Below are 21,185 nucleotides of genomic sequence, written 5' to 3' on the forward strand. Positions count from 1 at the left end.
CGAGTCCTATCAATCGGCAATAATCACTGGGTGTTTTCAACACTTTACAAGTGGCCTGCGTAGAAAACTTGACCGAGATTACGCACGAAACGGAGAAACGACATGATGGACGGCTCCAAATTCGACGATGCCCTGACCGGCGAGCAGAAGATCCGCAACTTCAACATCAACTTCGGCCCGCAACACCCTGCGGCACATGGGGTTTTGCGGCTGGTGCTTGAGCTTGACGGCGAGATTGTGGAACGCTGCGATCCGCATATCGGTCTTTTGCATCGCGGCACCGAAAAGCTGATGGAAAGCCGGACCTACCTGCAGAACCTGCCTTACTTCGACCGCCTCGATTACGTGGCGCCGATGAATCAGGAACACGCCTGGTGTCTGGCCATCGAAAAGCTCACCGGCGTCGAGGTGCCACGCCGTGCAAGCCTGATCCGAGTGCTTTATTCCGAAATCGGGCGGGTTTTGAACCACCTCTTGAACGTGACCACGCAGGCTTTGGACGTGGGCGCGCTCACGCCACCGCTTTGGGGCTTCGAAGAGCGCGAAGAGCTGATGATCTTTTACGAGCGGGCCTGTGGCGCGCGGCTTCACGCTGCGTATTTCCGGCCCGGCGGCGTGCATCAGGATCTGCCCGACGATCTGCTCGACGATATCGAGGCGTGGGCGGAGAAGTTTCCCAATCGGCTTGATGATATTGACGGGCTGCTCACGGAAAACCGCATTTTCAAGCAGCGCAACGCCGATATCGGCGTGGTGACCGAGGAGGATATCCTCGAATGGGGTTTCTCGGGCGTGATGGTGCGCGGCTCCGGTCTGGCTTGGGATTTGCGCCGCTCGCAGCCTTATGAGTGCTATGACGAGTTCGACTTCCAGATCCCTGTCGGCAAGAACGGCGACTGCTATGACCGTTACCTCGTCCGGATGGAGGAGATGCGGCAATCCACGTCGATCATCAAACAGGCCATCGCCAAGCTGCGCGAGACACCGGGCGACGTGCTGGCGCGCGGCAAGATCACCCCGCCGAAGCGATCCGAGATGAAGACCTCGATGGAAGCGCTGATCCACCATTTCAAGCTTTACACCGAAGGGTTCCACGTGCCCGAGGGGGAGGTCTATTGCGCGGTCGAGGCACCGAAGGGCGAGTTCGGCGTGTATCTCGTGGCCGACGGCACCAACCGTCCCTACCGGGCCAAACTGCGTGCGCCGGGGTTCCTGCATCTGCAGGCGATGGACCACCTGGCCAAGGGGCACCAATTGGCGGATGTCGCAGCGATCATCGGAACGATGGACGTGGTCTTCGGAGAAATCGACCGGTGAAGCACGGCATGTTCCTTCATCTTGCCAGAAAAACTCCCGCCGGAGGCTCCCGCAGTCTCCGCAAGCACAGAAAGACGAATTGATGCTCCGCCGTCTTCACCCCGACCAACCCGAAACCTTCGCGTTCACGCCTGCCAATCAGGCCTGGGCCGAGGCGCAGATCACCAAGTATCCCGAAGGCCGGCAGGCCAGCGCGATCATACCGATCCTGTGGCGCGCACAGGAGCAGGAGGGATGGCTGACCCGTCCGGCCATAGAACATGTCGCCGAGATGCTGGGCATGGCCTATATCCGGGCGCTGGAAGTGGCTTCTTTCTACTTCATGTTCCAGCTGCAACCCGTTGGTTCAGTGGCACATATCCAGATTTGCGGAACGACGTCCTGCATGATCTGCGGGGCCGAGGATCTGGTTGCGGTCTGCAAGGACAAGATCGCCAAACGCGCGCATGAGCTGAGCGGGGATGGCAGATTCTCCTGGGAAGAGGTCGAATGCCTGGGGTCGTGCGCGAACGCGCCGATGGCCCAGATCGGCAAGGATTACTACGAAGATCTGACCGCCGCGCGGCTGGGGGAGATCATCGACGAGATGGCCGCCGGCAAAGTGCCTGTGCCCGGCCCCCAAAACGGACGCTATGCCTCTGAACCGCTGGCCGGGCTCACCAGTCTGACCGAATACGACAGCGGCAAGACGCAATACAACGCGTCCGTGCAGCTGGCGACGGATATCGGCGACACAATCAAGCGGATCGATGGCACCGAGGTTCCCTTGATCACACCTTGGCAGGGCAAGCCGGAGGCGGCCAATGAGCCGACCAAACCGGCGGATCCGAAACCGGCCACCTCAAACCCTGCGGATGACACCGGGGTCACGAAGCAAGAAGCCCCCGCAAGCTCGACGGCCAAGCCGGAAGGCCCCTCTGACGCGAACAAACCCGCCGCGCTTGATGCCGCGCGGGAAGGGGAACCGGACGATCTCAAGTTGATCAAGGGGGTGGGGCCGAAGCTCGAAACGCTGCTGAATGAGCTGGGTTTTTATCATTTCGACCAGATCGCCGCCTGGACCCCGAGAGAGGTTGCCTGGGTCGATGAGAACCTCGAAGGGTTCAAGGGCCGTGTCAGCCGGGACAACTGGGTCGAGCAGGCGGATACCCTGTCCAAAGGTCTAGAGACAGATTTCTCCAAAAGTGCGAAAAAAGACGGTATCTACAAGGAATAAGGCACAAAACAAGGGAGAGTGACTGAGATGGACAACAAAACGGGATCCTTGAGCTGCGCGATTACGTGCTGGCTTGTGGCGGCCCTCGGGGGGGCGGCTCTGGCAATCGGGTTGATGGTTGTCGCGGACTGGCTGTTCATTCAGGGGGTTTTTGCCGGCGGCGTGGTCTTTGTCGTGGCGGGGCTGTTGCTCAGCTGGCTTTTGTGCAAGCCGTTGCCGGCCCCCGGCAGCGTGACCATTGCCCCGCCCGCTCCGGCTGCGGAAAAGCCCGCGCCAGAGGTTAAGACTGCAGCGGCTCCGGCAGCGGCGGCACCCGCGCCCGCGGTTAAACCGTCCACGCCGCTTGCGGGCGAGGCGGAATTGGCCGAGCGCAAGGGAGCGTGGAAATACGAAGCTGAGGCCGCGCCCGCGGCAGAGGCAATGGCTGAGACCCCGGCGGATCCGGAGCCTGAGACGGCGACTGATGAGGCCGCTGACGAGAAAAAACCGGAAACGCTCGCGGCACCGCGGGATGGCGGGCCGGATGATCTGAAACTGCTCAAGGGCGTGGGACCGAAACTGGAAGAGACCCTGCACGAGCTGGGCTTTTACCATTTCGACCAGATCGCCGCCTGGACAGATGCCGAGGTCGCCTGGGTGGACACAAGGCTGAAATTCAAGGGCCGGATCGAGCGGGATGGCTGGATCGAACAGGCCAAGATCCTTGCCGATGGCGGAGAGACTGAATTCTCCGCGCGCAAGAAATGACATGAGGAGCCATGAGCGCCGAGCAGGATAAGCAGCTGGCCCGCAAGGGCCGCCATGTGTCTCTGGTGATTGCGGGGACGATGATGCTGTGGCTTGGCGCTCAATGGATCGGCGGGGCGATGGGACTTCCGGTGCGGTTCGTCTTCCTTTTCGACCTCGCCGCACTCGCCGCGCTGATCTATGCGGGCGTGAACATTTTTCAGATCTGGCGCGCGCGCCAGGCGGATAAAGGGTAGCTGAGATGCTGAAGGACCAGGACCGGATCTTTACCAACCTCTACGGGATGCATGATCGTTCCCTGAAGGGCGCGCAGGCGCGCGGTCACTGGGACGGCACGGCCAAGCTGATCGAAAAGGGCCGCGACTGGATCGTTCAGGAGATGAAGAACAGCGGGCTGCGCGGACGCGGTGGCGCGGGCTTTCCAACGGGTCTGAAATGGTCGTTCATGCCCAAGGAAAGTGATGGGCGGCCCAGCTACCTGGTGCTGAATGCCGACGAGTCCGAACCCGGCACCTGCAAGGACCGCGAGATCATGCGCCACGATCCGCACACGCTGATCGAAGGCTGTCTGATCGCGTCTTTCGCGATGAACGCCAATGCCTGCTATATCTACATTCGCGGCGAATACATCCGCGAGAAAGAGGCGCTGCAAGCCGCGATTGACGAGGCCTACGATGCGGGACTGGTCGGTCCGAATGCGGCCGGTTCGGGTTGGGATTTCGACATCTACCTGCATCACGGTGCGGGCGCCTATATCTGCGGCGAGGAAACAGCGCTCCTGGAAAGCCTTGAAGGCAAAAAGGGCATGCCACGCATGAAGCCGCCATTTCCGGCGGGCGCGGGGCTTTATGGTTGCCCGACCACGGTGAACAATGTGGAAAGCATCGCGGTCGTGCCCACGATCCTGCGCCGGGGCAGCGATTGGTTCGCGGGCTTTGGCCGGCCCAACAACGCCGGCACCAAGCTCTTTGCCATCAGCGGGCACGTGAACAACCCTTGCGTGGTCGAAGAGGCGATGTCGATCACCTTCGAAGAGCTGATCGAAAAGCACTGCGGCGGCATTCGCGGCGGCTGGGACAACCTCAAGGCTGTGATCCCGGGCGGCTCATCCGTGCCGTGCGTGCGCGGAGAGAAGATGCGCGATGCGATCATGGACTTCGACTATCTGCGCAATGACCTGCAATCGGGCCTGGGCACGGCTGCGGTGATCGTGATGGATCAGAGCACGGATATCATCAAGGCGATCTGGCGGCTGGCCAAGTTCTACAAGCACGAAAGCTGCGGCCAGTGCACGCCTTGCCGCGAGGGCACGGGCTGGATGATGCGGGTGATGGAACGGCTGGTGACCGGAGAGGCGGAGGTCGAGGAGATCGATATGCTCTTTGATGTGACCAAGCAGGTCGAGGGCCACACGATCTGCGCGCTGGGCGATGCGGCGGCTTGGCCGATCCAGGGCCTGATCCGCAATTTCCGCGACGAGATCGAGGATCGCATCAAGCACAAGCGTGGCCCGGGCGGCGTAACAATGGCGGCGGAGTGATGGAGACTTACGCAACCTATTTAGCGATCTTGGGTTTCTTGTTTGTTCCAGTTGCGACCAGTTTATTGGCACGGGGCAATGGGATGAGTGCACCCATGGCAGCGCTGTTTGCATTCGGCCCGTTGGTCATCGGCTTTTCCATCTATCTCAGCGTCGTTTTGATCACGGGTGCGCCTCGGGATTGGTCGGCTCTGGGACCCATTCTCATGGCACTCGCCTTCATCTTGAATTTCTGGCAGGCGCGCGAGCTGGTGCGTCGTCATACGCGGGAGCCGGGCAATGCATCTGGCTGAGTTCAATCACGGCGTCCTCAAATACGATTGGGACGATCCGCGCGTGAAGGATTTCGCCGACGGGATCGCTCTGGTCAACGGGATCGCGCAGCGCAGCCCGGGCTTTGTCTGGATGCTGGGCGAGGAGGAGATGGAAGCGGCCCAGACCGATCCGGATGGTCCGATGGGGGGCAATCCGCGCAATGCCTCGACCCTGTCGGTCTGGGAGGATGCGGCGAGCCTGGAGCATTTCGTCTGGGACACCGTCCACAAGCGGTTCTACGACCGCAAGGAAGAATGGTACGGCGTCGTGGACACGCTGAGGCTGGCCATGTGGTGGGTGCCGGAAGGGCACCGCCCCACGATCCACGAGGCGATGGAGCGGTTTCGGCATCTCGAGGCGCATGGCGACAGCGATGTCGCCTTCGGCTGGGCACGGCTGAAAGAGGCGCAGATGTGGAAGACCAAGCAATGCGGAGAGGCGGCATGAGCGGCATGCATCTGGCGGAGTTGAATGTCGGGCGACTGGTGGCCCCCGTGGACGATCCGCGCGTGGCGGAGTTCATGGAGAACCTCGACCGCGTGAACGGCCTGGGCAAACGGATGCCGGGTTTTGTCTGGATGATGGAGGGCTCGGGCGAACCGGGGACGGGCAACACGCAGGCCTCCATCGGGGGCGATCCGCTCTTCATCCCGAACCTGACCGTCTGGGAGGATGTGGAGAGCCTGGAGTGCTTTGTGTGGGGCACAATCCACAAGCAGTTTTACGAGCGCCGGCAGAACTGGTTCGAAGTGCTGGGACAGATGCATTTCGTGATGTGGTGGGTGCCCGCGGGCCATCACCCGACGCTGGAGGAGGCGTTGGGGCGGTTGGCCCATCTGGAGGCACATGGAGACAGCGACCACGCCTTTGGCTGGTCACATTTGAAGGAGGCGCAGATGTGGCGCAGCCATGGCTGTTCGCATCTGGCAGCGGAGTGAAGACATGAAGAGTGTAATCCTGACCCTGACCGGACTGGCCCTGCTGGCGGGCTGCGGCCCCAGCCGCGATGACCGCATCCGGTTCGACGGGCAATTGTTCCGCATGAATGCCTCGACCGTGGACCGCGACAATCGCAAGCTTTTTGAGGTCACGGTTCGCCCGGTTTCGGCCTCGCTGGACGGCGCGCGGGAAGCGGGCCGATACGAGGCGATCCGCTATTGCATCGAAAACTACGGTACATCCGACATGATCTGGTCGGTGGGTCCCGATACCGAAGGAACGGCGCTTGCCGTGACCAATGATACGCTGACATTCCGGGGCGCGTGCAACCCGAAATGAGCGATATCCGCGCATATCCTTCCCGGCGAAGCGTGCTGTTATTGCATAACAGCGCCGCGCCTCTGAGCTATGTCTTTTCAAACGCGAAGAAGGCAGGTCAGATGATGTACAGGATTGGATATGGCTTGATTTTGGCGGCGGCAGTGACCACGGCCGGGGCCGCTGCGGCCAAGCCACCGCTGCGGGATGTGGCACGGATCGACGACGGGCTGCTCTACGTCGCGCTGGCCAATGAAATCCGCAAGGGCTGTGATGCGATCTCGCCGCGCTTTGGCCGGGCGCTCAGCACGCTTAGGGCGATCCAGCAACATGCGCTCGATCTGGGCTACAGCCAGGCAGAGATCGACGCCTACACCAATTCCGACACCGAAAAGGATCGCATGCGCGCACGCGGCGCACGCTACTACGCGGCCAACGGGGTCGATCCCACGAAACCGGACGATCTGTGCGCGCTGGGACGCGCCGAGATCGCCAGAAACAGCGCGATCGGCGTGCTATTGAGGGCAAAATAGACCATGTCTGACCTTCGCAAGATCATCATCGACGACACAGAGGTCGAAGTAGAGGGGGCGATGACCCTCATTCAGGCCTGCGAGGAGGCGGGGATCGAGATCCCGCGCTTCTGTTATCACGAAAGACTGTCGATCGCCGGTAATTGCCGGATGTGTCTGGTGGAGGTCGTGGGCGGCCCGCCGAAACCTGCCGCGTCCTGCGCGATGCAGGTCCGCGATCTGCGGCCCGGCCCGGAAGGGCAGCCGCCGGTGGTCAAAACCAACAGCCCCATGGTCAAGAAGGCACGTGAAGGTGTGATGGAGTTCCTGCTCATCAACCACCCGCTCGATTGTCCGATCTGCGACCAGGGCGGGGAATGCGACCTGCAGGATCAGGCGATGGCCTACGGCGTGGATTTCTCCCGCTACCGAGAGCCGAAACGCGCGGTGGACGATCTGGATCTGGGCCCGCTCGTCGAGACGCATATGACGCGCTGTATTTCGTGCACGCGCTGCGTGCGGTTCACGACAGAGGTGGCGGGGATCACCCAGATGGGCCAGACGGGCCGGGGCGAGGATGCCGAGATCACGTCTTATCTGGGAGAGACGCTGAATTCGAACCTGCAGGGCAACATCATCGACCTCTGCCCGGTGGGGGCACTGGTGTCGAAGCCTTACGCGTTCACAGCGCGGCCCTGGGAGCTGACCAAGACCGAAAGCATCGATGTGATGGACGCGTTGGGCTCGAACATTCGGGTGGATACGAAAGGGCGCGAAGTGATGCGCTTTCTGCCGCGCAACCATGATGGCGTGAACGAAGAGTGGATCAGCGACAAGACCCGGTTCGTCTGGGATGGTCTGCGGCGCCAGCGTCTGGACAAGCCCTATCTGCGCGAGAACGGCAAACTGCGCCCGGCCACCTGGCCGGAGGCTTTAAGCAAAGCCGCCGAGGCCCTGCAAGGGGCCAAGAAGGCTGCCGGTCTGGTGGGCGATCTCGCCCCGGTTGAGGCCGCCTTTGCGCTCAAGCAACTCATCGAAGGGCAGGGCGGCGTCGTCGAATGCCGCACCGATGGCGCAAAGCTGCCGTCGGGCAATCGCTCCGCCTATGTCGGCACCGCCACGGTCGAGGAGATTGACACGGCAGAGGCGATCATGCTGATCGGGGCCAACCCGGCCGTGGATGCCCCGGTGCTGAATGCCCGTATCCGCAAGGCCTGGCTGGCCGGCGCCAATGTCGGTGTGATCGGACCGAAGGTCGATCTGACCTACGATTACGCGCATATCGGCGACGGCCCCGCAATCATGGCAGATCTCTTGCAGCGCGATCACAGCGGCGTTGCCGAAAAACCCTCTCTGATCATTGTGGGTCAAGGTGCTTTGCAGCGTGAGGATGGCGCTGCGGTTCTCGCCCACGCGATGCAACTGGCTGAGTCCACAAAGTCCGGTTTCCTCGTATTGCACACCGCAGCGGGCCGTGTCGGTGCGATGGATGCCGGTTGCACGACCGAAGGCGGCATGGATGCGGTCTCGGATGCGGATGTGATCTACAACCTCGGCGCTGACGAGATCGACATCGCACCCGGAGCTTTCGTGATCTATCAGGGCAGCCATGGAGATCGCGGCGCACACCGCGCCGACCTGATCCTGCCGGCGGCTGCCTATACGGAAGAGCCGGGCCTCTTCGTGAACACCGAAGGACGGCCCCAGCTTGCCCTGCGCGCGGGTTTCCCGCCCGGTGAGGCCAAGGAGAACTGGGCCATCCTGCGCGCGCTGAGTTCCGAGATGGGCGCGACGCTGCCCTTCGACAGCATCGCGCAATTACGCCAGGCTCTGGTGGCGGCTGCGCCGCATCTGGGACAGATCGACACGGTGCCGGAAAATAACTGGCAGCTCCTCGAGGGCGGTAACCTTGTCGACACACCTTTCGCCTATGCCCTGAGCGACTTTTATCTGACCAACCCGATCGCCCGGGCCAGCACGCTGATGGCTGAGCTTTCGGCCAATGCCCGCGCCCGGATAGAGGCGCCGCTGGCGGCGGAATGAGGCGTATGGCGCTGATATCTCCTTTCCTCCTGATGGCCTGTGATCCGACAGGCCAGGATGAGGTCGCGAAATTTGCACCGGACTACCGGGGCATCCAGACGCGTCTGTTGGAGGGGGATCTGGTGCAATTTGGTGTCGTGATGGCGGGGGCCCGCAGCGAGGCGGATGTCGAGGATTATGCCGAATGTGCTGCAGCGCAGTACACGCTGATCCGGGGCTACGGATTTGCGCGGCATTTACGCACAAATGTGTACGAAGAGGGTGGCGTCTGGGCGGGAGATGCTGTTTACACCATCTCGCCTTCGCTGCCCCGCGGCGCGCGGACCATCGACGCCGAAGTCGTGGCCGCCAATTGCGTGGAAAACGGAATACCCACGGTGTGAGGATTAATGGCTGACTTCTTTACCACCCCCGGCGGCGTCGCGGTGATCATCCTCGCGCAAGTCCTTGCTGTCGTTGCCTTTGTCATGATCAGCCTGCTGTTCCTTGTCTACGGTGACCGCAAGATCTGGGCCGCCGTTCAGATGCGGCGCGGCCCCAACGTGGTGGGCACCTTTGGCCTGCTGCAGACCGTGGCCGACGCGCTGAAATATGTCGTGAAAGAGGTGGTCGTTCCTGCGGGTGCCGACAAGACCGTCTTCATGCTGGCGCCGATGACCTCGTTCGTTCTGGCCCTGCTGGCCTGGGCAGTGATCCCGTTCAACGACGGCTGGGTGTTAAGCGATATCAACGTGGCCATCCTCTATGTCTTCGCCATCTCCTCGCTCGAGGTTTACGGCGTGATCATGGGCGGCTGGGCCTCGAACTCGAAGTACCCATTCCTGGGCTCCCTGCGGTCGGCGGCGCAGATGATTTCCTACGAGGTGTCCATCGGGCTCATCATCATCGGGGTGATCCTCTCCACGGGTTCGATGAATTTCGGCGCCATCGTGAACGCGCAGGACACCGACTTCGGGTTCTTTGGCTGGTACTGGCTACCACATCTGCCGATGGTGTTTTTGTTCTTTATCAGCGCCCTGGCCGAGACGAACCGCCCGCCCTTCGACTTGCCTGAGGCGGAATCCGAGCTGGTGGCGGGCTATCAGGTTGAGTATTCCTCGACCCCCTTCCTCCTCTTCATGGCCGGCGAGTATATTGCGATCTTCCTGATGTGTGCGCTGATGAGCCTTTTGTTCTTCGGCGGCTGGCTGTCGCCCATCCCGTTCCTGCCCGACGGGCCGATCTGGATGGTGGCGAAGATGGCGTTCTTCTTCTTCCTCTTCGCGATGGTCAAGGCGATCACGCCACGCTATCGCTATGACCAGCTTATGCGCCTGGGCTGGAAAGTGTTCCTGCCCTTCAGCCTGGTATGGGTCGTCTTCGTGGCCTTTGCCGCCAAGTTCGATTGGTTCTGGGGCATCTATGCCCGCTGGGCGGTGGGGGCATGATGGCGCATGGCATCGAAACGCGCAAAGCGTCTGGTCCTGTCTTATGTGCTTCTGGTTACGCTGGGGTGGTTCGGTTTGCACCGGTTCTACCTGCGTCATACCAAAAGTGCGCGTTTGATGCTGATCACGACGCTTGTGTCCGTGCCACTTGTTGCTCTAGGCGGGATCGGAGCCTTCGGGCTTTACGCCGTCTTCTTCTGGATGCTGGCAGACCTTTTTCTTGTTCCGGCGATGGAGCGTGCGGATCCCGGAACATCCATGGATCGTACCGACGTTTAGGAGGCTGAAACATGACTCAAATCGACTACGGACGTGCGGCCAAATACTTCCTTCTGGCCGATTTTTTCCAGGGCATGAAACTGGGGTTGAAATACTTCTTCGCGCCCAAGGCGACGGTGAACTATCCGCATGAGAAGGGACCTCTAAGCCCCCGTTTTCGCGGCGAACACGCCCTGCGGCGCTATCCCAACGGAGAAGAACGCTGCATCGCCTGCAAGCTTTGCGAGGCGATCTGCCCCGCACAGGCGATCACGATTGATGCCGAACCGCGCGAGGACGGGTCCCGCCGGACCACGCGCTATGACATCGACATGACGAAATGCATCTATTGCGGCTTCTGTCAGGAAGCCTGCCCGGTCGATGCCATCGTGGAAGGGCCGAATTTCGAGTTTGCGACCGAGACGCGGGAGGAGCTGTTCTACGACAAGGACAAGCTGCTTGCTAACGGCGAACGCTGGGAAGCCGAAATTGCCCGCAACCTTGAGATCGACGCGCCTTACAGATGATCCGGATTGCCGCCATATCGCTCTGCGTTCTCGGCTTCGTGCTGGCTCTGAAAGGGCCGGCCTCTGCCTGGATGCGGGGAGAGGTCTTCTATATCGCGATGGGCGAGACCTGCCCCTGGGGTTGGACAAACCGGTCCGGTGATGCTGCACTGATGGCAGCCTATGGCCCAAGTGCCGAGATGGCGGATCATGACATGTGCATCGGGGGTTTTTGATGAGTGACGCCAAAACCCCGTTCGAGTTGATGATCGCCCAGGCGCAGGAAATGGCCAAGGCCTTCAATCCTGCGATGGAAAGCTTCTCGCCCAAGGGGTTCGAGGCGCTTTGGCCCACCATGCCCAAGGATGTCATGGAGATGTGGTTCGGCAATGCGGTCAACAAGGACGGGCTCGATGCCAAGACCCGGCTGCTCTTGACGCTGGCGGGGCTGACCATGCAGGGCGCGCAGGCCGACACGGCCGTGCGTCAGACGGTGCGCCACGCACTGGAGGCGGGCGCGCGCAAGCAGGAGATCGTCGAGGCGATCGGGCAAATGTCGATGTTCGCAGGCATCCCCGCCATGACCCGCGCGCTGGAACTGGCGCGTGAGGTGCTGGACGACAACGAAGGAGATGAGGCGTGAGCGTCTTTGCATTCTACCTTTTCGCGATCAGTGTGATCGCCGGGGGGCTCTTCACCGTGATCAGCCGCAACCCCGTTCATTCGGTGCTCTGGCTGATCCTCGCTTTCCTGTCGGCGGCGGGCCTTTTCGTGCTCCTGGGCGCGGAATTCGTCGCGATGTTGCTGATCATCGTCTACGTGGGTGCGGTCGCGGTTCTGTTCCTCTTCGTGGTGATGATGCTGGACGTGGATTTTGCCCAGTTAAAGGCGGAGATGGCCAAATACATGCCGCTCGCCCTACTGATCGGCGTCGTGATCCTGATGCAATTCGTGATGGCCTTCGGCGCATGGGAAGCGAATGACGCGGCTGAAAACCTGCGCGCGCAGATCACCCCGGTGGATCGCCACAACACCGAAGCGCTGGGCATGATCCTTTACGATCAGTATTTCTTGCTCTTCCAGCTGGCGGGCCTGATCCTGCTGGTCGCGATGGTGGGCGCCATCGTGCTGACCCTGCGGCATCGCTCGGATGTGAAGCGGCAGGATGTGCTGGCGCAGATGTACCGCGACCCGGCCACCGCAATGGAGTTGAAAGACGTCAAACCGGGGCAGGGGCTCTGATGGACGGAGACATAATCGCAATCCTTGTTGCCATCGCCGTCGCGATCCTGGCGGCCTACGGATACTTCAACCGGTCCTAGAGGCCGGGAGGGACAGAATGATTGGACTAGAACACTACCTGACCGTCGCTGCGACACTCTTCGTGATCGGCATCTTCGGTCTGTTCCTGAACCGAAAGAACGTGATCATCCTGCTGATGAGCATCGAATTGATGCTGCTGGCGGTGAACATCAACCTGGTGGCGTTCTCCAGCTTTCTGGGCGATCTCGTGGGGCAGGTCTTCACGCTCTTCGTGCTGACGGTGGCCGCCGCCGAGGCGGCAATCGGACTGGCGATCCTGGTCTGCTTCTTCCGTAACCGCGGCACCATCGCCGTGGAAGACGTCAACGTGATGAAGGGCTGAGACGCTCATGGAAACGATCATTCTCTTTGCCCCGCTCGTCGGAGCGATCATCTGCGGCTTTGGCTGGAAGTTCATCGGCGAGACGGCGGCGATGTGGGTGGCCACCGGGTTACTCTTCCTGGCCGCGATCCTGAGTTGGATTGTTTTTCTGACCTTCGACGGGGTGACGGAGCAGATCCAGATTCTGCGCTGGATCGAAAGCGGCTCTCTCAGTACCGATTGGTCGATCCGCATGGACCGGCTGACGGCGATCATGCTGATCGTTGTCACCACGGTGTCGAGCCTCGTGCATCTCTACAGTTTTGGCTACATGGATCACGATCCGCAATGGCGCGAGGGCGAGGTCTATAAGCCGCGGTTCTTTGCTTATCTGTCGTTCTTCACCTTCGCCATGCTGATGCTCGTGACGGCAGACAACCTGGTTCAGATGTTCTTTGGCTGGGAAGGCGTGGGTGTTGCCTCCTACTTGCTGATCGGGTTCTACTACCGTAAACCAAGCGCCAATGCGGCCGCGATGAAGGCATTCATTGTGAACCGGGTGGGCGATTTCGGCTTTGCGCTCGGCATCTTCGCGCTCTTCTTCCTCGTCGACAGCATCAATTTCAGCGATGTTTTCGCTGCAGCACCCATGCTGGCCGAGACCCAGGTGACGTTCCTCTGGACCGAATGGAACGCGGCCAACCTGATTGCATTCCTGCTGTTCATCGGTGCGATGGGCAAGTCGGCCCAACTGATCCTGCACACCTGGTTGCCAGACGCGATGGAGGGACCCACACCGGTTTCGGCGCTGATCCATGCGGCCACGATGGTGACGGCAGGCGTGTTCCTTGTCTGCCGCATGTCCCCGATCATGGAATTCGCACCGCAAGCGATGGCCTTTGTGACGGTGCTGGGCGCCTCGACAGCATTCTTTGCGGCCACGGTGGGTCTGGTGCAGACCGACATCAAGCGTGTGATCGCTTATTCGACCTGCTCGCAACTGGGCTACATGTTCGTGGCCGCGGGCGTGGGCATGTATTCGGCGGCGATGTTCCACCTCTTCACGCATGCGTTCTTCAAGGCGATGCTGTTTCTGGGGGCAGGCTCTGTCATCCATGCGATGCATCACGAGCAAGACATGATGAAATACGGCGGGCTGCGCAAGAAGATCCCCTTTACCTTCTGGGCAATGATGATCGGAACGCTGGCCATCACCGGCGTTGGCATTCCGGTCTGGATCGTCACGCTGGGCGAGATCCCTATCGGCTTTGCCGGCTTCCATTCCAAGGACGCCATTGTCGAAAGCGCCTATGCGGCGGGCAGCGGATACGGCTTCTGGCTTTTGGTCATCGCGGCGCTTTTCACCAGCTTCTATTCGTGGCGGCTGATGTTCCTGACCTTCTATGGCGAGCCGCGGGGCGACAAGCACACGCATGAGCATGCCCATGAAAGCCCGATGGTGATGCTGATCCCCCTGGGCGTTCTGGCTGTGGGTGCGGTGCTGGCGGGCATGGTCTGGTACAAATCCTTCTTCGGCCATACTGATCAGGTCGCCAACTTCTATGGCATTCCCTACGCCGAAGCGTCTGAGCATAACGACGATCACGCCGTCGACGACGCCGGTCACGGCGAAGGAGACGCCGGCGCCAAGGACGATAAACATCACTACGTTTTCGCCGGTCAGCCGGGTGAGGGCGCGCTTTACATCGCCCCCGACAACACCCTTCTCGATGATGCGCATAAAGTGCCCTATTGGGTGAAAACCTCGCCTTTCATCGCCATGCTGATCGGCTTTGCCGTGGCCTACTGGTTCTACATTCTGAACCCAGCACTGCCCCGGCAACTGGCCGAAAACCAGCGTCCCTTGTATCTGTTCCTCAAGAACAAGTGGTATTTTGACGAGATCTACGACGTCCTCTTCGTCAAACCCGCCATCGGTCTTGGCCGCTTGCTTTGGAAGCGCGGCGATGGTGACGTGATCGACGGGTCGATCAACGGCGTATCGATGGGCATCATCCCCTTCTTCACCCGCCTCGCAGGCCGTGCGCAATCGGGATACATCTTCACTTACGCCTTCTGGATGGTCGTCGGCATCGCCGCTCTGGTCACCTGGATGTCGATCGGAGGGTCCAACTGATGGACAACCTTCTTTCCATCGTCACCTTCATCCCGGCTCTTGCCGCTCTGATCCTCGCCATCTTCCTGAGAGGCGAGGACGAGGCTGCGCAGCGCAATGCCAAATGGGTGGCGATGTTTGCGACCTCGGCCACCTTCGTGGTCTCGCTCTTCATCCTCTTCGGCTTCGATCCCTCCGATACCGGTTTTCAGTTCGTGGAAGAGGGCGAATGGCTTCTGGGTCTGCAATACAAGATGGGCGTGGACGGGATCAGCGTTCTGTTCGTGATGCTGACCACCTTCATGATGCCCCTGGTCATCGCGGCGAGCTGGGACGTCCAAACCCGGGTCAAGGAATACATGATCGCGTTCCTGCTTCTGGAGACACTCATGCTGGGTGTTTTCATGGCGCTCGACCTGGTGCTCTTCTACCTCTTCTTCGAGGCGGGCCTTATTCCAATGTTCCTGATCATCGGCATCTGGGGCGGGGCCAACCGCATCTATGCGAGCTTCAAGTTCTTCCTCTACACCTTCCTCGGCTCGGTGCTGATGCTGGTGGCCATGGTCGGCATGTTCGTCGATGCGGGCACCACCGATATCGAACAGCTTCTGACCCACCAATTCGAGTTCGAGACATTCAGCCTGCTCGGCATTCAGATCGTCGGGGGGCTTCAGACCCTTCTGTTCCTAGCCTTCTTTGCCAGCTTCGCGGTCAAGATGCCCATGTGGCCGGTCCATACCTGGCTGCCCGACGCCCACGTCCAGGCGCCTACCGCAGGCTCCGTCGTGCTGGCGGCGATCCTTCTGAAAATGGGCGGCTATGGCTTCTTGCGGTTCAGCCTGCCGATGTTTCCGGTCGGGTCAGAGGTCATGGCGCCGCTCATCCTTTGGATGTCCGCGATTGCCATCGTCTACACCTCGCTTGTGGCGCTGGTGCAGGACGACATGAAAAAGCTGATCGCCTATTCCTCGGTCGCCCATATGGGCTTTGTGACCATGGGCATCTTTGCCGCCAACCAGCAGGGCATTGACGGCGCGATCTTTCAGATGATCAGCCACGGCTTCATCTCGGGCGCGCTGTTCCTGTGTGTGGGTGTGATCTATGACCGGATGCATACCCGCGACATCGATGCCTATGGCGGCTTGGTGAACCGAATGCCGGCCTATGCGCTGATCTTCATGCTCTTCACCATGGCCAATGTCGGCCTGCCGGGCACGTCCGGATTTGTCGGAGAATTCCTGACCCTGATGGCGGTTTTCCAGGTCAACACCTGGGTCGCGGCAGTGGCCACGACAGGTGTGATCTTCTCGGCGGGCTATGCGCTCTGGCTCTATCGCCGGGTGGTGATGGGCGATCTGATCAAGGAATCGCTGAAATCCATCACCGACATGACGCGCCGTGAGCGTGTCATCTTTGCGCCGCTGGTGGTGATGACGCTTCTGCTTGGCGTCTATCCCAGCCTGGTCACCGATATCATTGGCCCCTCTGTCGAGGCGCTGATTGCAAATTATGACACCGGCCTCGCCGCGGCTAAGGCCACGACGATGTTTGTGTCGAACTAAGAAGGGGCGGAGAGATGCTGCAAGCGGATCTCGCGATCATCCTGCCGGAAATCCTGCTGTCGGTCTTTGCCATGCTGGGACTGATCGGGGCGGTTTATACGTCGAAAGACGCGATGGCGCCGGCCTTGGTCTGGCTGACCAGTGCTGCGATGCTGGCCATTGCAGCAGGCATCGGGCTGACCGGGGGCGGCACCAACGTGGCCTTCGGCGGCATGTTCATCGACGACGGCTTTTCGCGCTTTGCAAAGGTCGTGATCCTGGTATCCGCCGCCGCCGTCCTGCTGATGAGCCAGGATTACATGGCGCGCCGGGATCTTTTGCGCTTTGAATATCCGCTGCTCGTCGCGCTGGCCGCCGTCGGCATGATGATGATGGTGAGCGCCGGAGACCTCATGGCGCTCTATATGGGTCTTGAGCTGCAATCGCTCGCCCTTTACGTCGTCGCCTCTCTGCGCCGGGACAATGTGAAATCGACCGAGGCAGGCCTTAAGTACTTTGTGCTGGGCGCCTTGTCCTCTGGTTTGCTGCTTTACGGCGCGTCGCTGGTTTATGGCTATTCCGGAACCACGCTCTTTTCAGGCATCATCCAGACCGCTCAACAGGGCGAGGTCTCCCTTGGGCTGCTCTTTGGTTTGATCTTCCTTATTTCTGGCCTGGCTTTCAAGGTGTCTGCGGTTCCGTTCCATATGTGGACACCGGATGTCTACGAGGGCTCTCCGACGCCGGTGACCGCCTTCTTTGCAACAGCCCCCAAGGTTGCCGCCATGGCGCTTTTCGCACGCGTGATGCATGACGCCTTTGGCGCTGTCGTCGCCGATTGGAGCCAGGTCGTCGCGATGATCTCGGTCCTGTCGATGTTTCTGGGCGCCGTCGCCGCGATCGGGCAGAGCAACATCAAACGGCTGATGGCCTATTCCTCGATTGCACATATGGGCTATGCGCTGATGGGTCTGGCATCGGGCACGGTTTTTGGCGTACAGGCGATGCTCGTCTATATGGCGATCTACGTTACGATGAATATCGGCACCTTCGCCTTCATTCTGATGATGGAAAAGGACGGCCAGCCCGTCACCGATATCGCCGCGCTCAACATGTATTCGAGGCGGGAGCCTGGAAAGGCATTGGCGATGCTGGTGCTTCTCTTCTCGCTGGCCGGCGTGCCCCCGATGCTGGGCTTTTTCGGCAAGTTCTACGTGCTGCGGGCAGCTTATGAAGGGGGCCTCGTCTGGCTGGCCATCGCAGGGGTGATCGCCTCGGTCATCGGGGCATTCTACTACCTGCGTATCGTCTATTACATGTATTTCGGCGAAGAGGGGCAAGACGAACTGGAGACGGGCGGCAATCCGATACTGGCCGGTTTCCTCATGGCCTCTGCCGCGATCATGGTTCTGGGCATCATCAACATGTTCGGGGTCGAGGGCGCGGCAGCGTCCGCGGCGGCGACGCTTGTCAACTAGAACCGGTATGTGTGTGGCAGGCGGCAGGACGCCTCCGGCGGCCGTATTTGGATCGAGAAGAAGATGACGGACTGGCCCCAGGGCTATGGGCGGCGCGTTCTGGAGCGTGTAGACAGCACGCTAGATGAAGCCGCGCGCCTCGCGCCGGATTTGAGCGGCCCGGAATGGATCCTTGCGCATCATCAGACTGCCGCCCGTGGACGGCGAGGGCGGGCATGGCGCTTTCCAAAAGGCAATTTCGCGGCGACCCTTGTGATGCACCCCAAAGGGAGCCCGGCACAAGCGGCCCTGCGGAGCTTCACGATTTCACTTGCGCTTTACGATGCCTGCGTGGCTCTGACGGGTCGGCCGGAGGTTTTCGCGCTCAAATGGCCCAATGATGTGTTGCTGAATGGCGGCAAACTTGCCGGTATCCTGCTTGAAAGCATGTCGCAGCCAGGCGCAGGCGTGACACTCTTTATCGGTGTGGGGGTCAACCTGGTCGAGGCGCCGGATCCCGGAGAGGTCGAGGAGGGTGCGGTGCGTCCTGTCTCGCTTTTGTCTGAAACCGGCGCGCGGGTCGAACCCGAGATGTTGCTGACCTTGCTGGCCAGCGCCTTTGATCGGTATGAGAGCCAGTTTCGCGCTTACGGGTTCGCGCCAATCCGCACCGCGTGGCTGAGCCGCGCGGCCAGGTTGGGGGAGGTGGTCACCGCGCGAACCGGCGCGTCCGAGACAACGGGCACATTCGAGACAGTGGACGAGACCGGCGCGCTTGTCTTAAAGACAGCCAAGGGTCGCGTCAGCATCCCCGCGGCCGACGTCTATTTCTAAGGGGGCGCCCGATGCTTCTGGCCATTGACTGCGGCAATACCAACACCGTGTTCTCGATCTGGGACGGGACGGAGTTTTTGTGCACGTTGCGCACCTCCACCCATCACGCGCGCACGGCGGATGCTTATTTCACCTGGTTCTCGACCCTGATCAAGCATTACGGGATCGAACCGGATATCACCGATGTGATCATCTCTTCGACGGTGCCGCGGGTGGTCTTTAACCTGCGCGTCTTTGCCGACCGGTTCTTCAATTGCCGCCCGCTGGTGGTGGGCAAACCTGAATGCCTGCTCCCGAACCCGCCGCGCGTAGACGAGGGCACGCAGGTTGGGCCGGACCGGCTGGTGAATGCGGCAGGCGCCTTTGATCGGCATGGGGGCAACCTGATCGTGGTTGATTTCGGCACCGCGACCACCTTCGACGTTGTCGATGTGGACGGGGCCTATGTGGGCGGTGTGATTGCACCTGGCGTGAACCTGAGCCTTGAGGCGCTGCACATGGCTGCGGCGGCCCTGCCGCATGTGGACATCTCCAAGCCGCAGCGCGTGGTGGGCACAAATACGGTGGCCTGCATGCAATCAGGTGTCTTCTGGGGCTATGTCGGTCTGGTGCGCGAGGTCTGCGCCCGGATCAAGGCGGAACGCGCGCAGCAGATGAACGTGGTCTCGACCGGGGGGCTCGCGCCATTGTTCCAGCAGACCGAGACGCTATTTGACAGTTTCGAAGAAGATTTGACGATGCACGGTCTGACCGTGATCCATCAATATAACAAGGAAAATACTTAGTCTTATGAGCAGTGAAAGACTGATCTACCTGCCCCTTGGCGGGGCGGGTGAAATCGGCATGAATGCCTATATTTACGGATATGGAAAACCCGATCAAGAACGCCTGATCCTGGTGGATCTGGGCGTCACCTTTCCCGATATGGACGGGACGCCGGGCGTAGATCTCATCTTGCCCGATATCAGCTGGCTGAAAGAGCGCGCGGACCGGCTTGAGGGGATCTTCATCACCCATGCGCATGAAGATCATGTGGGGGCGGTGGCCCATTTCTACGACGCGCTTGGCGCGCCGATCTATGCACGGGCCTTCACCGCCAACATCGCAAGGCGGAAGATGGGAGAGCATGGACATCCCGAAGACGCGGTGCGCACTGTGTCCCCCTGGCCTGAAACGGTGAAGGTGGGGGCGCTGACGGTGTCGTTCCTTCCGATCTCTCATTCCATCCCGGAAAGCGGGGCGCTGGTCATCGACAGTCCCGCGGGGCGGGTGATCCATTCCGGTGATTTCAAGCTCGACCCGACCCCCGTGGTGGGCGAGCCCTTCAATCCGGAGCTCTGGGAGGAGGTTTGCAAAACCGGCGTGCGTGCGCTGATTTGCGACAGCACGAACGTTTTCTCCCCCAATCCCGGCCGGTCCGAGATCGAGGTCGGCCCTGAGATCGAGAAGCTGGTCGCCGATGCAAGCGGGATGGTGGTGGCAACCACCTTTGCCAGCAATGTCGCGCGCCTGAAGACATTGGCCGAAGCAGGCGAGAGGGCGGGCCGCTCCATCGTGCTTTTGGGTCGCGCCATGCGTCGGATGATCGAAGCGGCGGTGGAAACAGGGGTCTTGGCGGATTTCCCCAAGGTCGTGAGTGCGGAGGATGCACGCGAGATCCCCCGGGAGAACCTGATGTTGCTGGTCACCGGCAGTCAGGGCGAACGCCGGGCGGCCAGCGCGCAACTGGCGCGGGGCAAGTATCAGGGGCTTGAGATGAAGGAGGGGGACCTGTTCCTTTTCTCTTCCAAGACAATCCCGGGCAACGAACGCGGCGTGATCCGCATTATCAACCAGTTCAGCGAAATGGGTGTGGACGTGGTTGATGACAGTTCGGGAAGATATCACGTGTCCGGACACGCGAACCGGCCTGATCTTCAGCGGATGCATACGGTCGTCAAACCGCAGATGCTGATCCCGATGCATGGCGAACACCGGCATCTGCGGGAGCATGCAAAGCTGGCAGAGGCCGGTGGCATCCAGAGCGTCGTGTCGGTGAACGGTATGATGTTGGATCTGACGGGGAACGCGCCCAAGGTGGCGGATTATATCGAGACGGGGCGAACCTACCTCGACGGAAGCATTCAGGTCGGAGCTTTGGACGGCGTTGTGCGAGACAGGATCCGCATGGCGCTGAACGGCCACGTCACTGTGACGGTCATACTTGATGAGGACGACGAACCTCTGGGTGAGCCTTGGTGTGAGATCAAGGGGCTTGCCGAAACGGGCAGCAGCACTGCGTCTTTGGTCGAGATCTTAGAGGAAGATCTCAACCAGTTCATGATGCGTGCCGGCGCGAAGACACTCCGGGATGATGACGATCTCGAAGAAGCCCTGCGCCGTATTGTGCGCCAGACATGCCAGAGTGAGTTGGGAAAACGGCCGGAAGTGACGACTGTGATCAGTCGGATGCGCTAACGCCGCGAAATTTGTCAC

Annotated in this window: 25 protein-coding genes; all 25 read left to right on the forward strand. The window is 60.7% G+C overall.

Features of this window, described 5'->3' with window-relative positions; genetic code table 11:
* The first annotated feature begins 105 nt into the window (after window positions 1–105).
* Window positions 106–1,317, forward strand: coding sequence for an NADH-quinone oxidoreductase subunit D (locus CFI11_RS08870; protein WP_130409972.1), 1,212 nt, complete (start codon window positions 106–108; stop codon window positions 1,315–1,317).
* An 82-nt stretch (window positions 1,318–1,399) separates the two neighbouring features.
* On the forward strand, window positions 1,400–2,533 hold the full coding sequence (nuoE, locus tag CFI11_RS08875) for an NADH-quinone oxidoreductase subunit NuoE (RefSeq protein WP_130405091.1): 1,134 nt from the start codon (window positions 1,400–1,402) through the stop codon (window positions 2,531–2,533).
* 27 nt (window positions 2,534–2,560) lie between these two features.
* Window positions 2,561–3,280: a hypothetical protein gene (locus CFI11_RS08880; RefSeq protein ID WP_130405093.1), complete on the forward strand. Its 720-nt coding sequence runs from the start codon at window positions 2,561–2,563 to the stop codon at window positions 3,278–3,280.
* Between the two features lie 11 nt (window positions 3,281–3,291).
* Window positions 3,292–3,516 carry a DUF5337 domain-containing protein gene (locus tag CFI11_RS08885; protein WP_130405095.1) on the forward strand — a complete coding sequence of 75 codons (225 nt, stop codon included), beginning with the start codon at window positions 3,292–3,294 and terminating at the stop codon, window positions 3,514–3,516.
* 5 nt (window positions 3,517–3,521) lie between these two features.
* Entirely contained in the window at window positions 3,522–4,820 is a 1,299-nt protein-coding gene (nuoF, locus tag CFI11_RS08890; protein WP_130405097.1) for an NADH-quinone oxidoreductase subunit NuoF, read from the forward strand.
* A 95-nt stretch (window positions 4,821–4,915) separates the two neighbouring features.
* Window positions 4,916–5,113 carry a hypothetical protein gene (locus CFI11_RS08895; protein WP_130405099.1) on the forward strand — a complete coding sequence of 66 codons (198 nt, stop codon included), beginning with the start codon at window positions 4,916–4,918 and terminating at the stop codon, window positions 5,111–5,113.
* Window positions 5,100–5,582, forward strand: coding sequence for a DUF3291 domain-containing protein (locus CFI11_RS08900; protein WP_130405101.1), 483 nt, complete (start codon window positions 5,100–5,102; stop codon window positions 5,580–5,582). Before CFI11_RS08895 ends, CFI11_RS08900 begins: the two co-directional genes overlap by 14 nt.
* Window positions 5,579–6,073 (forward strand): DUF3291 domain-containing protein, encoded by a 495-nt coding sequence (locus CFI11_RS08905; RefSeq protein WP_130405103.1) that lies wholly within the window; start codon window positions 5,579–5,581, stop codon window positions 6,071–6,073. The genes CFI11_RS08900 and CFI11_RS08905 overlap by 4 nt, the downstream gene beginning before the upstream one ends.
* Window positions 6,074–6,077: 4 nt before the next feature.
* Complete coding sequence (locus tag CFI11_RS08910) at window positions 6,078–6,413, forward strand: hypothetical protein (protein ID WP_130405105.1); 336 nt, start codon at window positions 6,078–6,080, stop codon at window positions 6,411–6,413.
* Window positions 6,414–6,514: 101 nt separating this feature from the next.
* On the forward strand, window positions 6,515–6,925 hold the full coding sequence (locus CFI11_RS08915; RefSeq protein WP_371687472.1) for a DUF5333 domain-containing protein: 411 nt from the start codon (window positions 6,515–6,517) through the stop codon (window positions 6,923–6,925).
* A gap of 3 nt (window positions 6,926–6,928) precedes the next feature.
* Window positions 6,929–8,947 carry an NADH-quinone oxidoreductase subunit NuoG gene (gene nuoG, locus CFI11_RS08920; RefSeq protein WP_130405107.1) on the forward strand — a complete coding sequence of 673 codons (2,019 nt, stop codon included), beginning with the start codon at window positions 6,929–6,931 and terminating at the stop codon, window positions 8,945–8,947.
* A complete protein-coding gene (locus CFI11_RS08925) occupies window positions 8,944–9,330 on the forward strand; it encodes a hypothetical protein (RefSeq protein WP_130405109.1) in 387 nt (128 codons plus the stop codon). The genes nuoG and CFI11_RS08925 overlap by 4 nt, the downstream gene beginning before the upstream one ends.
* 6 nt (window positions 9,331–9,336) lie before the next feature.
* Complete coding sequence (gene nuoH, locus CFI11_RS08930) at window positions 9,337–10,374, forward strand: NADH-quinone oxidoreductase subunit NuoH (RefSeq protein WP_130405111.1); 1,038 nt, start codon at window positions 9,337–9,339, stop codon at window positions 10,372–10,374.
* A gap of 6 nt (window positions 10,375–10,380) precedes the next feature.
* A complete protein-coding gene (locus CFI11_RS08935; protein ID WP_130405113.1) occupies window positions 10,381–10,653 on the forward strand; it encodes an NINE protein in 273 nt (90 codons plus the stop codon).
* Window positions 10,654–10,664: 11 nt separating this feature from the next.
* Window positions 10,665–11,159 (forward strand): NADH-quinone oxidoreductase subunit NuoI, encoded by a 495-nt coding sequence (gene nuoI, locus CFI11_RS08940; RefSeq protein ID WP_130405115.1) that lies wholly within the window; start codon window positions 10,665–10,667, stop codon window positions 11,157–11,159.
* Window positions 11,156–11,374, forward strand: coding sequence for a hypothetical protein (locus tag CFI11_RS08945; RefSeq protein ID WP_130405117.1), 219 nt, complete (start codon window positions 11,156–11,158; stop codon window positions 11,372–11,374). Before nuoI ends, CFI11_RS08945 begins: the two co-directional genes overlap by 4 nt.
* Window positions 11,374–11,781 (forward strand): carboxymuconolactone decarboxylase family protein, encoded by a 408-nt coding sequence (locus CFI11_RS08950; RefSeq protein WP_130405119.1) that lies wholly within the window; start codon window positions 11,374–11,376, stop codon window positions 11,779–11,781. The genes CFI11_RS08945 and CFI11_RS08950 overlap by 1 nt, the downstream gene beginning before the upstream one ends.
* A complete protein-coding gene (locus CFI11_RS08955) occupies window positions 11,778–12,380 on the forward strand; it encodes an NADH-quinone oxidoreductase subunit J (RefSeq protein WP_130405121.1) in 603 nt (200 codons plus the stop codon). Before CFI11_RS08950 ends, CFI11_RS08955 begins: the two co-directional genes overlap by 4 nt.
* Before the next feature lie 97 nt (window positions 12,381–12,477).
* Window positions 12,478–12,783, forward strand: a complete 306-nt coding sequence (gene nuoK / locus CFI11_RS08960) for an NADH-quinone oxidoreductase subunit NuoK (protein WP_008553673.1) — start codon at window positions 12,478–12,480, stop codon at window positions 12,781–12,783.
* A gap of 7 nt (window positions 12,784–12,790) precedes the next feature.
* On the forward strand, window positions 12,791–14,899 hold the full coding sequence (gene nuoL, locus CFI11_RS08965; protein WP_130405123.1) for an NADH-quinone oxidoreductase subunit L: 2,109 nt from the start codon (window positions 12,791–12,793) through the stop codon (window positions 14,897–14,899).
* On the forward strand, window positions 14,899–16,440 hold the full coding sequence (locus CFI11_RS08970; RefSeq protein WP_130405125.1) for an NADH-quinone oxidoreductase subunit M: 1,542 nt from the start codon (window positions 14,899–14,901) through the stop codon (window positions 16,438–16,440). Before nuoL ends, CFI11_RS08970 begins: the two co-directional genes overlap by 1 nt.
* Window positions 16,441–16,454: 14 nt before the next feature.
* Window positions 16,455–17,897, forward strand: coding sequence for an NADH-quinone oxidoreductase subunit NuoN (gene nuoN, locus CFI11_RS08975; protein ID WP_130405127.1), 1,443 nt, complete (start codon window positions 16,455–16,457; stop codon window positions 17,895–17,897).
* A gap of 63 nt (window positions 17,898–17,960) precedes the next feature.
* Window positions 17,961–18,710: a biotin--[acetyl-CoA-carboxylase] ligase gene (locus CFI11_RS08980; protein ID WP_130405129.1), complete on the forward strand. Its 750-nt coding sequence runs from the start codon at window positions 17,961–17,963 to the stop codon at window positions 18,708–18,710.
* Window positions 18,711–18,721: 11 nt separating this feature from the next.
* The gene (locus CFI11_RS08985; RefSeq protein ID WP_130405131.1) at window positions 18,722–19,495 is read left to right on the forward strand and encodes a type III pantothenate kinase; all 774 of its coding nucleotides are present in this window, start codon (window positions 18,722–18,724) and stop codon (window positions 19,493–19,495) included.
* A gap of 4 nt (window positions 19,496–19,499) precedes the next feature.
* Complete coding sequence (locus CFI11_RS08990; protein WP_130405133.1) at window positions 19,500–21,167, forward strand: ribonuclease J; 1,668 nt, start codon at window positions 19,500–19,502, stop codon at window positions 21,165–21,167.
* Window positions 21,168–21,185 lie beyond the last annotated feature (18 nt).

This window comes from Thalassococcus sp. S3 (assembly GCF_004216475.1).
Lineage (GTDB): Bacteria > Pseudomonadota > Alphaproteobacteria > Rhodobacterales > Rhodobacteraceae.